Origin of the sequence: Leisingera sp. M658, assembly GCF_025144145.1 — a bacterium.
Classification (GTDB): domain Bacteria; phylum Pseudomonadota; class Alphaproteobacteria; order Rhodobacterales; family Rhodobacteraceae; genus Leisingera.
Genome location: NZ_CP083546.1, coordinates 2,417,760 through 2,431,040, shown reverse-complemented (window position 1 = coordinate 2,431,040; position 13,281 = coordinate 2,417,760). Strand labels below are relative to the sequence as shown.

Annotated in this window: 14 protein-coding genes and 3 pseudogenes; 7 read left to right on the top strand and 10 right to left on the bottom strand. The window is 56.4% G+C overall.

Annotated elements, in window-relative coordinates; genetic code table 11:
* Positions 1–153 precede the first annotated feature (153 nt).
* The gene (locus K3724_RS12095) at positions 154–771 is read left to right on the top strand and encodes an autoinducer binding domain-containing protein (protein ID WP_259985103.1); all 618 of its coding nucleotides are present in this window, start codon (positions 154–156) and stop codon (positions 769–771) included.
* 61 nt (positions 772–832) lie between these two features.
* Positions 833–1,498: an acyl-homoserine-lactone synthase gene (locus K3724_RS12090; protein ID WP_259985100.1), complete on the top strand. Its 666-nt coding sequence runs from the start codon at positions 833–835 to the stop codon at positions 1,496–1,498.
* Between the two features lie 123 nt (positions 1,499–1,621).
* Here K3724_RS12090 and K3724_RS12085 read toward each other — a convergent pair whose 3' ends face one another.
* The 3 genes from K3724_RS12085 to K3724_RS12075 form a co-directional block, all read right to left on the bottom strand.
* Complete coding sequence (locus tag K3724_RS12085) at positions 1,622–2,467, bottom strand: DUF2971 domain-containing protein (RefSeq protein WP_259985098.1); 846 nt, start codon at positions 2,465–2,467, stop codon at positions 1,622–1,624.
* Between the two features lie 236 nt (positions 2,468–2,703).
* Positions 2,704–3,882 carry a pentapeptide repeat-containing protein gene (locus K3724_RS12080; RefSeq protein WP_259985096.1) on the bottom strand — a complete coding sequence of 393 codons (1,179 nt, stop codon included), beginning with the start codon at positions 3,880–3,882 and terminating at the stop codon, positions 2,704–2,706.
* The gene (locus K3724_RS12075) at positions 3,872–4,618 is read right to left on the bottom strand and encodes a hypothetical protein (protein ID WP_259985094.1); all 747 of its coding nucleotides are present in this window, start codon (positions 4,616–4,618) and stop codon (positions 3,872–3,874) included. Before K3724_RS12075 ends, K3724_RS12080 begins: the two co-directional genes overlap by 11 nt.
* Before the next feature lie 1,287 nt (positions 4,619–5,905).
* On the opposite strand from K3724_RS12075, the pseudogene K3724_RS12070 reads away from it, so the two are divergent.
* Positions 5,906–6,428, top strand: a pseudogene (locus K3724_RS12070) (transposase); the annotation flags it as partial.
* Here the strand turns inward: K3724_RS12070 and K3724_RS12065 are convergent.
* Positions 6,403–7,194: pseudogene (locus K3724_RS12065) on the bottom strand (IS481 family transposase); the annotation flags it as partial. The pseudogenes K3724_RS12070 and K3724_RS12065 overlap by 26 nt on opposite strands.
* A 312-nt stretch (positions 7,195–7,506) precedes the next feature.
* Between K3724_RS12065 and K3724_RS12060 the strand changes: the two are divergent.
* The 3 genes and pseudogenes from K3724_RS12060 to K3724_RS24010 form a co-directional block, all read left to right on the top strand.
* Positions 7,507–7,722, top strand: a pseudogene (locus K3724_RS12060) (integrase core domain-containing protein); the annotation flags it as partial.
* Between the two features lie 48 nt (positions 7,723–7,770).
* Positions 7,771–8,154: a transposase gene (locus K3724_RS12055; RefSeq protein ID WP_259985092.1), complete on the top strand. Its 384-nt coding sequence runs from the start codon at positions 7,771–7,773 to the stop codon at positions 8,152–8,154.
* Between the two features lie 6 nt (positions 8,155–8,160).
* Complete coding sequence (locus tag K3724_RS24010; RefSeq protein ID WP_409201421.1) at positions 8,161–8,343, top strand: hypothetical protein; 183 nt, start codon at positions 8,161–8,163, stop codon at positions 8,341–8,343.
* A gap of 102 nt (positions 8,344–8,445) precedes the next feature.
* Here the strand turns inward: K3724_RS24010 and K3724_RS12050 are convergent, their stop codons facing one another.
* Entirely contained in the window at positions 8,446–9,012 is a 567-nt protein-coding gene (locus tag K3724_RS12050) for a GPW/gp25 family protein (RefSeq protein WP_259985090.1), read from the bottom strand.
* Positions 9,013–9,097: 85 nt separating this feature from the next.
* Between K3724_RS12050 and K3724_RS12045 the strand changes: the two genes are divergently transcribed.
* Positions 9,098–9,847, top strand: coding sequence for a helix-turn-helix transcriptional regulator (locus K3724_RS12045; RefSeq protein ID WP_259985088.1), 750 nt, complete (start codon positions 9,098–9,100; stop codon positions 9,845–9,847).
* On the opposite strand, the gene K3724_RS12040 is transcribed toward K3724_RS12045, so the two are convergent.
* The 5 genes from K3724_RS12040 to queC form a co-directional block, all read right to left on the bottom strand.
* The gene (locus K3724_RS12040; RefSeq protein WP_259985087.1) at positions 9,824–10,510 is read right to left on the bottom strand and encodes a hypothetical protein; all 687 of its coding nucleotides are present in this window, start codon (positions 10,508–10,510) and stop codon (positions 9,824–9,826) included. The two genes, K3724_RS12045 and K3724_RS12040, sit on opposite strands and share 24 nt — an antisense overlap.
* 238 nt (positions 10,511–10,748) lie before the next feature.
* Positions 10,749–11,213 (bottom strand): preQ(1) synthase, encoded by a 465-nt coding sequence (gene queF, locus K3724_RS12035; protein WP_259985085.1) that lies wholly within the window; start codon positions 11,211–11,213, stop codon positions 10,749–10,751.
* Between the two features lie 16 nt (positions 11,214–11,229).
* Complete coding sequence (queE, locus tag K3724_RS12030; protein WP_259985083.1) at positions 11,230–11,937, bottom strand: 7-carboxy-7-deazaguanine synthase QueE; 708 nt, start codon at positions 11,935–11,937, stop codon at positions 11,230–11,232.
* Positions 11,934–12,299, bottom strand: a complete 366-nt coding sequence (gene queD, locus K3724_RS12025) for a 6-carboxytetrahydropterin synthase QueD (protein WP_259985081.1) — start codon at positions 12,297–12,299, stop codon at positions 11,934–11,936. The genes queE and queD overlap by 4 nt, the downstream gene beginning before the upstream one ends.
* Positions 12,299–13,000: a 7-cyano-7-deazaguanine synthase QueC gene (gene queC / locus K3724_RS12020; protein ID WP_259985080.1), complete on the bottom strand. Its 702-nt coding sequence runs from the start codon at positions 12,998–13,000 to the stop codon at positions 12,299–12,301. Before queC ends, queD begins: the two co-directional genes overlap by 1 nt.
* Between the last annotated feature and the right edge of the window lie 281 nt (positions 13,001–13,281).

Below are 13,281 nucleotides of genomic sequence, written 5' to 3'. Positions count from 1 at the left end.
CTTGCTCCACTTCATGAACAATCCTTTGCAGCGTTTCGGCGGTGATCCCGTCTTCGTTCATCTGGTTGCCTATCGAGGTGAAGTATCACTTGTGATACTTCACGCATTGCGGTAATCATGTGTCACATTACATACTAAGCGTGTGCATCCAATATGATTAGTGATATAGCGGGCGTCCATTTACGGTCGCTGGATAACATTTCTGAGTGCGGTTTTTCGCTGGGCGTTGGCTTCGACGGTGCAAATATTGCTTTTTTAAAGTCGACCTACTCGAGAGAATGGCAGGAGCGGTACGTCGCGCAAAGATACCTCGACCTAGACCCGACAATAAAATTCGGGGTCGCTGGAACCGGTTCTATTACTTGGGAAGAACTGAGGGTGCGCTATCCAGAAAGCGAGAGGTTCTTTGATGACGCCGCCAGGCACGGCCTAATACAGGGAAACACCCTTTCAATTCATGTTGACGGGCAAGTGTCGATAGTGAGCAGCAGCGGACCCAAGTGGACCGACGCTGAGCGGCGGCTCGCGAAGGCAGCCTTGTACACCCTCTACTCACTGCATCACGAACAAACCCGGCACTATTCCATATCACGGCAGGCGCAGGATGTTCTTCGCCTGATGTGTGCGGGGTTAAAAGATCAGGAAATTGCCGAAAGGCTCGGGGTAAAGCTGGAAACTGTTCGCCAGCGCCGCAGAGGGGCTATGCAGGCAGTTGAGGCTACCTCCACCGCGCAGTTGATATCACTAGTGATAAAATTCGGGCTTATCTAAAGACCAAGGATTCCATTCAAAATGGGCTCTTTGAACATGGCGCTGCAACTAGGAGAGCGCCATGCAGTTACACGTCTTTTCATTCGAACACCGCCACGCCTTTGAATCGGCTTATTCAGGGTTTCTGGCCCTGCGCAAACTTAAGCTGGTGGACGAACTTGGCTGGGGTTTGATCCATGATGGCCACTTTGAGCAGGATCAATATGACCGAACGGGTGCAGTCTACTCTATCGTTACGCAGGGCGGTCGCGTGATCGCCGGCGCCCGTGCAGCGTCCTGCGCAGGCAGTGACGGGTTTTGGACCTACATGCTGCAGGACGCCAGAGACGGCAAAATCCCTGGTATCCCTGGCGGACTGCTCAATGACTACCCGGAAACGAACCAGACATGGGAATGCACCCGCTTTGTTATGGACGAGACCCGAGCAGATCAGGCGCACCCCTCTATCGAGACAAAACTCGTCGTCGCCGGGTTGTGCAGGGCTGCCTTCGGGCTTGGTGCATCCGAGTTGATGTCGCTTTCGCCGCCAGGGCTAGGGCCTCTGCTACGGCGGTTCGGGTACCAGATCCGCAGGGAGGCGGCCCGCTACAATTGCGAGGACGACGGACGGCAGTACCGCGCTTTTCGGATGGAGTGTGATCCAGGAGTTAATCAATATCTAGCTGCCCGCTATCTTTCGCCGGGTTCTGCTACTGCGTTGCGTGAGGAACTGAAAGGGGCGGCGTAACCCAAAAACGGCAAGCCAAAAGAGCGGCTGCAAAGTTAACATAACGGCCCCTCTGGCGCCGCCGGGAGGCGGTGCCAGAGTGAACATAAGCGCCCTTATTGGTTGAACCTACTGTGTCTGAACCTAGTTGCCCCGGGTAGTAAAACTGGCAGTCGATGTTCGAACACGAGCATTGCAGCCAAAGTGATTCATCATCCTTTGAACGACATTGGAGGGAGTAGGGTTCCTAGGCCCGAGTCTGACTCTAGTGATGCAAGCGCTGGGGTACGTGATCTCCACCTTGGGGGAGATTATTCCGCTCGCTTCCCGGTAGTCTAAATCGCTAGCATCAGAGTGCTCTCCGACCCAATACAAGCGCCATTCTCTTTCCTCTTTGAATGCCGGATTCTTAAACTCATACAGTTTTGAAATCACGCCAATCTCGGATTTTCTCTGCTCCTTTGATTGTCCCCAGGACACGCTGCCACCTCCTGTCTCGTTCTCTGAGTAGCCGTCAATCCGTTCCTTAAATACACTATGGATTTGTGAGGGTAGATCCATTCTCTCGATCCGGTCATACGAAACCGGAGCTAGGCTTAAACCCGGCAGGCCTTCAATGTTTCCTTCGACAATTTCCTCTATCGCTGGTCTAGAGAATGTCACGCACAACCCAGCGCCGTTGTCTGCATAGCCTCTCCATTGGCTGAGCAGATCGTCGTCTTCGGAAAAGCACATACCAAGTGCACATCGATCTTTCAGGGCGATGTCGAGTGCGAGCCGAGCGCCATTTCGCCTTACGAGGCTTTCTTTTGTTCGCTTGCGGAGGAAACTGTCCAGATACTGTTTTACCGCGTACCTCCCTTCCTGAGTGTCATTGGACAAGGTCAGGTCCGTCAACCATAGCTTTTTCGACTTTACTAACGAAAGGAAGGTTGCCGCTGAGCAGTAGTAGTGCAGTTCTTCCACGTCAGAGTGGTCGGAAGGTTCCATGAAAATCCTATTCGTTTCCGTTTAATCATCGGCAGAGCGACATCAGCAAAGTCAACATAGACGCGCTTATTGTGTGAACCTAGGGCTCAGAGCTGCTCGCGTAGCTCAGAGCCCGCTTCAGCCATTAGTTAACAAGCTGGCTTTCGCATGCGCAGCACGCTGTGGACATCCCCACCTTTATGATCCCTAGTCATTGAAACGATTGAGAGCCATGCAGTGAGGGTGATGTATGCAAGCTATTTGTAGCGGCCATGGGAACGAAAGGAGTGGCGAACCTTGGATGCGACATCTCTCTGATTCTGCAACCTGCGAGAATGTGACCGTTTCAGTGCAGCTTGTATCCAGTCTGAGCCTTGCCGCTCCAGAAGCACAGAAAACACTGGAGCTTGAGCTAGTACTTCTTGTTGTCGTTCGACAATTTCTCGGTCGCTTTGAATCGCCACTCTCTTCCCCTGACTCGCTCTAACTTGCAGAGTTGTTTCTTCTCTCAGCATTTCGTGGAAGTCTAACACATGGCTGCCACTTATTGTACCGCTGCGACCTTCGGTATTGATTGAGAGGACGAATTGCGCTCCCAGTTTAATCGCAGTCTTCAGGATTATTTGTTTTCGAACCTGGGTATTGGCTTCAGAAAAAAATAGGCTTCTTATTCTTCGATAATTCTTTGCAAATAAGGGTGTTTTGGTTATCGCACTGAAAGCAGCTTCCTTTACGCCGATGTCTCGGTGATCGCAAAGCGAAAGAATAGTCTTTGCAACAAACTCATCGTTCGAAAGAACGTCGCCCGCAACTCGGACGAAGGAAAGTATGACGCCTGGATTCCCCAAATGGAATGCAACAAAGTCAGAAACGACCCTATGAAGGTCTGAGGTCGAATTTGTAAACCGATGGAGGTAGTAAAACAACGTCGTCCTTTTGGTTAAGTCAATGTCGTCTACTATGAGCTTCTTGCATAGAAGTGAGGCCTGTTCCTCTGAAATGTTCTTAAACTTCTTCGATACCAAACGGTCTCCGCGCGAAGAAACCCAACTTGAAACCTCATAGGGGTCGCCCTTCTTCAGCGCCTCATAGATCCGAGAAGCTCGATTGTTTTCTTCGAAAAAGATGCGCTCTTCCACTAAGTTCTGAAAAATCGAGTTCTCGACAAGGGCACCATTCAGGTTTGTCGTTTGATCAACCTGGACATCCATTCCATAAGCATTTCTCAAATCAGCACCTTTGAAGTTGAAACCTCGAAGGTCGGAATAAGAAAAATCAGTGTTTGTCAAGTTGCTATCTTTGAAATCGCATTCAGGTTGCAGATCGAGGCACTCTGCCATCTCAGTGAAGGTTAGGTCACCTTCCTCCAACATTTCCAAAGCGCTGTATATTTCTTGCTCAGGCCAAACCTCTTCAATTGTCACATCATTCTTCATGATTGTACTCGCAGCGAGAAATTAGAATTTCTCCCCGATATTGCTGATTTGAGTAACTGGCGTTGCTAAGAGATTTGGCGATAAAAATATCTAACAGCCTCTTTTTTGTGGTCGTCAAGCCAGCAAATCGTTTCTCGGTTTGCGCGTCTCCATGCACGGGGCTAATGCGAAGGTCACGTTGCTTCACCTTGAGTTCAAGAGAAGAATAGCTTCGATTGGCGTCTGGTTTTTTGGTCAAAGCCAAAAGTTTGTCGTCCGCAAGAAATGTTGAGTCCAAAGGCTCTCCACTTGGCTCCCGAACTTCCCACCTTAGATTAGGCCGCGCCTTTACACGGAGGTCTGTTCCCTCTTCTTTAAGCGTAAGCTCCCGGTTGGTTGCTTGGGTGCGTGCTCGCTCTAGTTTGCCGCTCCCCGTAAAGCCTTTTCTCGTGAGTTCCATAGCCCCAGTGATGAGGCCTTTGTCTTCTTGCTTTTCCTGGATCTGATTTGATCGACTGACTTCGTTAGGTCTTTTGGGGTCGCCGTATAGCGAACCCGAAACAACATCCATGCCTTCATGATCTACCGAGATGAACAAACGCGTGAACTCTATCAGGCACTCGTAGTCACCAAGTGGAACTTCACCGGAAGCCACTCGAAGGTCTACCACACAACTTTTTACGGCCTCGTCGTCGTCAGAGTTTTGATACTTCACTAAAAATTCGCACAGGTCAGGGAAGCAATTCTGGTTATTCATTGGAGTGAGCCGTTTGAAAAGTGTTGTCTACCTCTGTGGTGGTAATAATGCGAAAAGGGGCAATGGACAACCCTGACGAAAGCACCCTGTACCCGTTTTAGGCGAATGTGCGACAACATATGACCCGGAGGCCCGGCAACTTTTAAAAGGCAACAGACCATCGCATGCAGGGGCTCTATAGTGCAAGCTGCACTCATCAGTGCTACGTGATGCGACATCCTAACCGTGTATCAAGAGTAACGGGTCTTACGTTGCACCTGCAGCAAATGCACACTTTTCGCCCGTTGAGCCTGAGACGGCCATTCTTCGTCGAATCTATCGCACCCGCAGCGAACGGCAGGAAAGTCCCGTAGCTCTCCTGAAATCTGTTCCAAGTTCAGAGAGCTGCCGTTTTGTGTGGAATTCACTTACCTTGTTGATTTTATGACGAGAATTTTATTCTGGGAAGCGATAACCTAGACCGGCACCCTAGTTCCAAGTTCGGCAGCTCAAAAGGGCGGGCCGAAAGTTAACATAAGGGGCATTATCGCCCCTGTGAGGGATTGTTTTCCCTTATTCTACAAGGTCTGGGGCAGGGGAGAGAGTTTGCAACAGGAAGTGTCCCAAAATCTGCTGAGCGCGCTGTAGGGGCCATTTTTCCGGGTATTGAAGGACAAACGCCCCAAGCCACTTTCCAGGTTTAGACCTTCCAGAATGCCCTTTTTTATATGGCTCCATCCGGGTTCTTCCGGCTTTGTCCGGCCTCTTCCGGTTACTGCAATATCAAGTGTCTCCTAACAGCGGGACACTTCGCGTTGCAGTGCGGGACACTTCCCGTTGCAGCAACTCATTTTCGCGATTTCCCTGATTTTTAAGCCTGAAACGGGGGTTTAGCCAGTCCGGATCTGCGCCGGTTCCGTGATTTGACGCCGGAATTTTGGGACACTTCGCGTTGCAGTACGGGACACTTCCCGTTGCAATACCCGGCAATCCGCCGCCCAAAACGTAAAAAAACGTCGGGCGGCAGAGGGTTTTAAAGGGTGTTTAAAGGGCTGTTGTAGGGGCTGGCGGGACCAACCGGACTTTCGCCGCGGATGCAAGTTTGCCGCCCGACTCTGCAACTTACCTTGTTGCTCAACGTCCGCATTTTAAGAGGCGGACGGATAGCCATTGCTGATCCGAATTCATCAAAAGTTAAATGCCGCAATCTAGACGAGGCACTTTAGTAATTTAGGTTGGAGTGGCATTGTTGCAGAACTCTGACCGCTAAGGATTCACATCACGAATCCATGCGGTTAGACGGGTTAGATGAGCAAGCCCGCACCTGCCCGCTACCGCACGACGAATTGGTCCAGCTACAACGATGCGCTCAGGAAGCGCGGGTCGCTTCTGATCCGGTTGGACAAAGAGATGACCTGGCTCGCGCCGCATGAAGGGCGACCGGGGCGTCCACCAGTCTTCTCGAACTCGGCGATCCAGTTCTGCCTGTCGATCAAGGTTCTGTTCAAGTTGCCACTCCGGCAGACCGCCGGGATGGTCGCCAGCCTTTTGCACCTGGCGGGGTTGGACTGGCCCGTTCCCGATTTCTCTACACTGTGCCGCCGGCAGAGTGAGATGGGACCGTGGCCCCAGTGGGGCCGCGTAAGCCCATAGAACGCTGGCCGTCCAGATCCCGTATCGCCGCGCCGATGGTCCGCTGAACCTGCGTCCCCTCTCGGGACATTGCTATGCAATGCCCTGCCGGGCAACGGACAGCACCGGGATCAAGTTCCTTGGCGATGGTGAGTGGCAGGCCCGCAAGCACGGCGTTCAAGCTGAGAATGCGTGTCGTAGTGGTAGCGCTTGACCGTCGCTTCTTTGATTGTCCGGTTCATGCGCTCGACCTGGCCGTTCGTCCAGGGGTGGTTCACCTTTGTCAGGCGGTGGTCGATCTCATTCTCGCGGCAGACGCGGTCAAAGATGTGCTGGAACGCCGATGTGTCCTGCTTGCGATTGGTAAACTGGATGCCGTTGTCGGTGAGAACCGTATGGACCCTGTAAGGCACCGCCGCGATCAAATTGCGCAAGAACTGGGCAGAGATCATCTTGCCTGCTTTCTCGTGCAGTTCGACATAGGCAAACTTCGACGTGCGATCTATTGCGACAAACAACCTGGTTTTGCCCTCGCCGGTGCGAACTTCCGCGAGGTCGAGATGAAAGTACCCAATAGGATAACGCTTAAACTTCTTCTTCGGCTTGTCACCTTCAACCTCAGGCAAACGGCTGATGCCATGCCGCTGCAGGCAGCGATGCAACGACGAGCGGGTCAGATGCGGGATGGTCGGCTGCAGTGCGTAGAGGCAGTCATCCAGCGGCAATAGCGTGTGGCGTCGAAAGGCGACGATGACGGCTTCTTCTTCGATGCTGAGAACCGTGGAATGAGCCTGCTTCGGTCCCATCGCGGCGTCTTGAACGCTGTCGCGCTTGCGCCACTTGGCGACTGTCTTGACGTTGATGCCCAGTTCCCGGCTCAGCGCCGCGTTCGAAGCTTTCGATCGCTGTATGAGAGCTCGGACGGCGTGCGTGGTCTTGGCGCTCCCGTGAAGAATTTGCCCCATAATGCACCCTTGTGATGGTCACAGATCAGTAGACCACCACACACCGGGACTAAACACCTGGTGCTGGACAAGTGAGCCATTGAAGGCGCCATTGGTTCGAGCCCAATGGCAAACGGCCAGCACAGTTCCCGCTGGCAGGCAATCATGCCGATCTCTGCGAAGATCGGCTGTTCGGCGCACAGGCTGAATGAGTGGGTGAAGAAGGCGGAAATCGACAGCGGCAAGCGGGCGGGTGTTCCAACTGATGCCGCCGGCAGTGCGGGTCGTTCGCGCAGCGGATCAAATGATCCGGGGGATCATTTGAAGGCGCAGAACGCCCTGGCCGAGACGATCAACGGTTTGTTCAAAGCCGAGCTCATTCACCGCCGCGGCCCTTGGCGCAACTTCGAAGACGTGGAATACGCAACGCTCGAATGGGTGGATTGGTTCAACAACCGCCGCCTGCTTGAACCCATTGGGAACATCCCGCCGGCAGAAGCAGAGGCCAATTTCTACGCCGCTCTGGAAACTGAGGACATTGCCGCGTAACTAACTGAAATCAGTCTCCGGCAAACCCGGTGCGGTTCAGTTGCCTGCATGGCGCATATCTGGCGCAAGTTTGTTGACGTCTTCCAATCTCAAGGACTGGCCGTTGCCGAAGAGGCGATCCGCCGGATTGCTGAGCTATATGCCGTAGAAAAGGACGCCCGCGGGCTACCGCCGCAGGATCGCGCTCAACTGCGCCAAACCCTACCAAAGCCTTTGCTTGATGAGCTGGAGGCCTGGCTGGCGGCGCAGCTGGCACGGATTCCGGGCTGCGGGAGTGCCGGGCGCCGGCTCGATCCTGACTTCGTCCGAGAGGTGGGGCTGCGCCGGATTGCAGAGTTCTACCGCATCGAAGGTGAGATCCGCGGCAGGGGCTCTGGCCAGCGGCTGCCGGCCCGGCAGGACCGCACCGCGCCGCTGGCCGCCGGTCTCTGAGAATGGCTGCAAAGCCAGCGCCGCCGGATCTCCTCAAAGTCCCGCCTCGGAGAGAAGCCGACCTGCATCCACCGCCAGTGGGGCGGGCTGCAGACCTTCCTGCGCGACGGCCGCGTCGGGATCGGCTCCAATGTCCCTCTCGGCAGATCGCTGCGCAATCGCCTGCCAGGCAGTGGTGCGAGAACCTGATCCGCTCGATCGCTCTGACGAGGAAGTACGCACTTTTTGCCGGTCACGACGAAGGCGGCCGCACCTGGGGCCTCATCGCTTCGCTCATCGCCACGGCGAAGATCAGCGGCGTCGCACCCTTCGCCTCCCTCCAGGCCACCCTCGAAGCCATCGCTGCAGGTCACCCTGCCAGTCGGCCGGCGAACTCCTTCCCTGGAACTTCCAGCCGTCAAGTTGAAAGTCCGGTGCTCTCCAGGCGCCGCTTACGATCAGCTCCAGCTCCGCATAGCCCGGCCGGGCATCCGGAACTTGCACCCGGCCCAGGCTGATGCGCGATTCCCAAAGGGGCAGCGCCTCGGCCGCCGGCTGAAAGGCATCAACCAGAGTTCCGCCGTTCAACGGCTGGTCGATCACAGCAGGCAAATGGGACCCGTAGTCACGCAGCATGGCCAGCGTGCTTTTGGAGGTCGGCAGAATGTCAAGGATCGACTGCGCCTGATGCACATCGCCCTCGGAACTCAGCCGGAAGGTGCCGGGCGCGCCGTGCCGCGGGATGGAGCGGGTCGGGATGGCGCCCGGAAGGACGGCCTTGGCAAGATCTCGGGTTGGTGCGACAACCCTGACCCCTTCGCCTGTTTCCAGCGGCCGCCAGGAATGGTTTTCTGCGGGCTGCTGGGTCATCCAGGGCATGAGCCGGGTTTCCAGGCCGCCGCCGAAATCAACGCGGGCACTGCATTGCCGTGCCGGTTGTTTTATGCAAGATGTTTCGCTAAATATGAAAGATCTTACGCATATGGCGCTTATTCACAAAAAGATCTCCGCGCTTTTGACGGATATGAACCTGTCCAACCGGCAGGCGGCGCTGAAATGCGGGATCCCCTATGGCACTTTCAACAGCGCGCTGAAGAACGAGCGTGAGATCGGCTGGAGCATGCTGGATGCGCTGGCGCGCGGGCTGGGGGTGTCGTTTCACTATTTCTCGTCGGACACTGCTGGTCTCGAGCTGCTGCCGGACCGCCGGGCGGAGGAGGCTGGACGCAAGGCATTTGAAATTCTCAATGCTCAGTTGCAATCGGCTGCCCGCTCCCGCCAGTACCGCGGCTGCGACGTGTCGCTGCAGGACTTCCTGGACTGGTGGTTTGCCAACAGCGGCCGCCTGGAAGGCTTTGACCAGCTGCAGCATCAGGTGGACTTGTTCAGCCCGCCGGATGCGGAGAAGAACCGCATTCAGCCGATCAAGTCAGGTCCGGCCAGCCTGGCCTCGATTTGCTTTGAGGTGGCAAGCAGCGAGCAGCTGCGGAACACCCTGAACGGGTTCAGCGACAGGCTCAATTCTGACCTTGTACTGGCGCACAGCGAGGCGATCAGCCGCGGCGAGCCGGTGATCACCCATCCGTCGATCGACGTGAACCTGCTGAACGGGCGCCGCTTTACCCGGCAGTACCGGCGGGTTCTGGCCCCGGTATATTTGCCGGACGGCAAGCTGATGGTGGCCAATTTCTCACAGGACATCAAATTTGGCTAAGTCGCTTTGCAGCATGTGCTCCATTTCCAGCCGGGACGCGCCGACAAACCATTCGGTGCTGCTGCGCACTTCCGGTTCCGGATCGCGCCACTTCTGCGCCCGCGGAATTGCCCGGCTGAAGCCGTAGACCAGGTCCAGCCGGGCTTGCATGTGGCGATCGGGGATGAAGGCGTAGATCCAGTCCACATCCCATTTCTGGATCGCTAGGATTTGAAAGATCCGCATGAAGGGCTCCAGCCGCTCCGCCCGTCTGCCGCGGTGGCCGGGCAGAAAGTTCAGCTCGCCGATATAGGCCAGGCGGCCGCTGACCTCCCGCGCCAGCGGTTCTGCGACGCTTTCAACGCCGCCGCCTGCATCGTTTGGAAACTGATGCCGCGAGGTGCGCAGCAGAAACTCAGCCAGGGTTTCGCGGCCCAGGTCCTGCAGCATCGAGGCCGCACCGCCGACATAGGTGTCGCCCTCCTTCAGGAACAGCCAAAAGGCTGAGTTCCGGGTGTGGTCAGCCCGTTCGATGGCAAATCCCGGCATCTGGAACCGGCGGCCGGTTTCGGCGGCGGCCTCGGGCACTTTCTCAAAATCCGTGAACATTTCGACCTGAAGGCCGGCCTGCGAAAGCGCGTTCAAATACCCCGAAAGCGTTTTGCCCAAATCCAGAAAGTTCATAAAGGTCCCCCGTCACAAAAATTATGTATCCGGATAGCCCGGATCGTCTCCTGACGCCGCCTCAGAGTGCAGGTTCACTAAAATCTTAACTACTTTTACGGTAAATTGTTGAAATTCACACTGAACTCTCCACCGCTTGTAATCCGGCGGCCGGGAAAGGGTATCGCTTGTTTTAAATAGCAAAAGCCCGGCAACTGCGCTGCCGGGCTGAACTGTGTCAAAGATGCTTTTGGTTGTGTCAACCGCGGCCGCGGTAGGGGGGCACGCCTTGGTCGGGGATCCAGACGCCCTCAGGCATCGGGCCGGTTTGCCAGAACACATCAATCGGAATGCCGCCGCGCGGATACCAGTAGCCGCCGATGCGCAGCCATTGCGGCTGCAGGAAGTCCGCCAGCCGGCGGGCGATGGAGACCGTGCAATCCTCGTGAAAGGCGCCGTGATTGCGGAAGGAGGTCAGGAAAAGCTTTAGCGATTTGCTTTCCACCAGCCACTCACCGGGTACGTAGTCGATCACCAGATGGGCAAAATCCGGCTGGCCGGTCATCGGGCAGAGCGAGGTGAACTCGGGCGCGGTGAAGCGCACGTTATAGGCCGTGTCGGCCTGCGGGTTCTGCACCCGCTCCAGTTCCGCCTGTTCCGGGCTGGCCGGCACCACGGTATCGCCGCCCAGCTGTTTCAGATTGCTGTAGATGCTGTCAGACATGTCAGGGTTCCTATGTTCAGACGCCGCGTTTGTTGCCCCAGACCAGCACATGCAGCTGGGGCAGGACGCGGGGGGTGAACCAGCCGTCGCCGGTTACTTTTTCAATCAGCCACAACAGCCGGTCGGTGGCTTGGTTCAGATCGACCGGCAGGGCCGGGTCAACTTCCGGATTGCCGGGCTGCAGATACAATGGCAGTTCGGGATGGCGCTCCGCGGCGGCCTTGGCCCAGGCGTAATCCTTGTCATCAAAGATCACGATCTTCATTACTGCCTGGCCGCAGCCCTTGGCGGCTTCAAGACATAGGTCGAAGGCTTTCCAATCCACCCTTTCACCGCTGGACGGCGGCTTGGGGCTGAGCACCAAAGTGTCAAGATCACCAAACCACGGCTTGCTGACAGAGCCTTGGGTCTCGCAGGCAAAGCGGTAGCCCTCGGTCTTGCCGTAGGCGATCACCGGGGCGAAGTCCTGGATCGCCGGATTGCCGCCCGAGATCGACACCGTCAATGGCTTGCCGCCGGACAGGCGGCGCACCTCGCCCATGACTTCCTCTGGCGCCATCACCGCCCAGTCGTGGCGGTTGGCGCTGTCCACCGCATGCATGCTGTCGCACCAGGAACAGCGGTAATCACAGCCGCCGGCACGGACAAACACCGTAGGCTCCCCAATCAATGCGCCTTCGCCCTGGATCGTGGGGCCGAAAATTTCCGCGATGCGCAGGGTCATGGCCGGTACTCCGGCCTGTATTCCGCCCAGGTTTTGGGTGTTTCGGAAACCTTCACGGCAGCAACCTCCGGCCAGCGCGCATGGCACCAGTCATAGAAATGCTTGGCCATGTTTTCAGCCGTTGAATGGCCTTCCAGCACATCGTTCAAGTGCCGGTGGTCAAAGGTTCCGTCGATGTATTCTTTCAGCGGCTTCAGCTCATGATAGTCGCGCACAAAGCCATCCGCGTTCAGCTCCTTGGCTGCAAGTTCCACCACCACCACGTAGTTGTGCCCATGCAGCCGGGCGCATTGATGGCCGGACGGCAGATGTGTCAGCTGATGCGAGGCGGAGAAATGGAACTCCTTGGTGATCCGGAACATCAGGCGCCGTCCTTGGCGGCAATCGCCTGCTGCCAGAAATCGGGGTCGGCGTAGTCCGTCGGATCTGCGATGTCCGCCAGATGAAATGCCTCGCGCCGCTCCACGCAGGTGCCGCAGCGCCCGCAGTGCTTGTCGCCGCCCTTGTAGCAGGACCAGGTATCGGCAAAGGGGGTATTGTGCTTGGCACCGGCGGTGACAATGTCGGCCTTGGAGCGGTGCACAAACGGCGTGTAGAGCCGCACGTCGGCATAGCCATCTAAAGCGGCGCGCTGCATCGCATCAAAGGCCTCGGTGAAAGCCGGGCGGCAGTCCGGATAGATGAAGTGATCGCCGCCATGCACTGCCGTGGCCACGGCCTCATCGCCATTGGCGGCAGCGATGCCATAGGCGATGGTCAGCATGATGGCGTTGCGGTTCGGCACCACGGTAACCTTCATGGATTCTTCTTCGTAATGGCCGTCCGGCACATCGATATCATCCGTTAGGGCAGAGCCGGAAAGGGCTGCGCCGATACCGCGCATGTCGATGATGTCATGTGGCACGCCAAGCCGCTCAGCGGCAGCGGCGGCATAGTCGAGCTCCTTCTTGTGGCGCTGGCCGTAATCAAAGGAGACAAGACGGGTCAGCTGATGTTCATCAGCAACCATATGGGCAAGCGAAACGGAATCCAGCCCGCCCGAGCAGATAACGATAGTCTTCATGTTTGTACCCTTGTTTTGTTGACCGGGTAGGCTGCGACCGGTGCGGCGCATATAGCGCTGCGGGTGGTATCGCGCAAGAGGCGGGCGGATAGCGCACTTATTGCAGGTGATGTTGGAGATTCTTGAAAATGTCTTTTGGCCGGGCCAGAGGCACGGCCCGCACCTGACTTTCCCGTCATGCCGGAGGCATGCTTTCAGCATGACGAAGGCGCCTTCGCACCCTCCCAAGATACCGTAATGGGGCGTTGCATGGTTCTCCGGCGTCAGAGGTGTCTGATAGG

What these genes read in the sequence shown, in the direction of transcription:
- K3724_RS12095 (WP_259985103.1), top strand. Translation starts at nt 154, where the DNA reads ATGATTAGTGATATAGCGGGCGTCCATTTACGGTCGCTGGATAACATT.
- K3724_RS12090 (WP_259985100.1), top strand. Translation starts at nt 833, where the DNA reads ATGCAGTTACACGTCTTTTCATTCGAACACCGCCACGCCTTTGAATCG.
- K3724_RS12085 (WP_259985098.1), bottom strand. Translation starts at nt 2,467, where the DNA reads ATGGAACCTTCCGACCACTCTGACGTGGAAGAACTGCACTACTACTGC.
- K3724_RS12080 (WP_259985096.1), bottom strand. Translation starts at nt 3,882, where the DNA reads ATGAAGAATGATGTGACAATTGAAGAGGTTTGGCCTGAGCAAGAAATA.
- K3724_RS12075 (WP_259985094.1), bottom strand. Translation starts at nt 4,618, where the DNA reads ATGAATAACCAGAATTGCTTCCCTGACCTGTGCGAATTTTTAGTGAAG.
- K3724_RS12055 (WP_259985092.1), top strand. Translation starts at nt 7,771, where the DNA reads ATGGCGCATATCTGGCGCAAGTTTGTTGACGTCTTCCAATCTCAAGGA.
- K3724_RS12050 (WP_259985090.1), bottom strand. Translation starts at nt 9,012, where the DNA reads ATGCCCTGGATGACCCAGCAGCCCGCAGAAAACCATTCCTGGCGGCCG.
- K3724_RS12045 (WP_259985088.1), top strand. Translation starts at nt 9,098, where the DNA reads ATGAAAGATCTTACGCATATGGCGCTTATTCACAAAAAGATCTCCGCG.
- K3724_RS12040 (WP_259985087.1), bottom strand. Translation starts at nt 10,510, where the DNA reads ATGAACTTTCTGGATTTGGGCAAAACGCTTTCGGGGTATTTGAACGCG.
- queF (WP_259985085.1), bottom strand. Translation starts at nt 11,213, where the DNA reads ATGTCTGACAGCATCTACAGCAATCTGAAACAGCTGGGCGGCGATACC.
- queE (WP_259985083.1), bottom strand. Translation starts at nt 11,937, where the DNA reads ATGACCCTGCGCATCGCGGAAATTTTCGGCCCCACGATCCAGGGCGAA.
- queD (WP_259985081.1), bottom strand. Translation starts at nt 12,299, where the DNA reads ATGTTCCGGATCACCAAGGAGTTCCATTTCTCCGCCTCGCATCAGCTG.
- queC (WP_259985080.1), bottom strand. Translation starts at nt 13,000, where the DNA reads ATGAAGACTATCGTTATCTGCTCGGGCGGGCTGGATTCCGTTTCGCTT.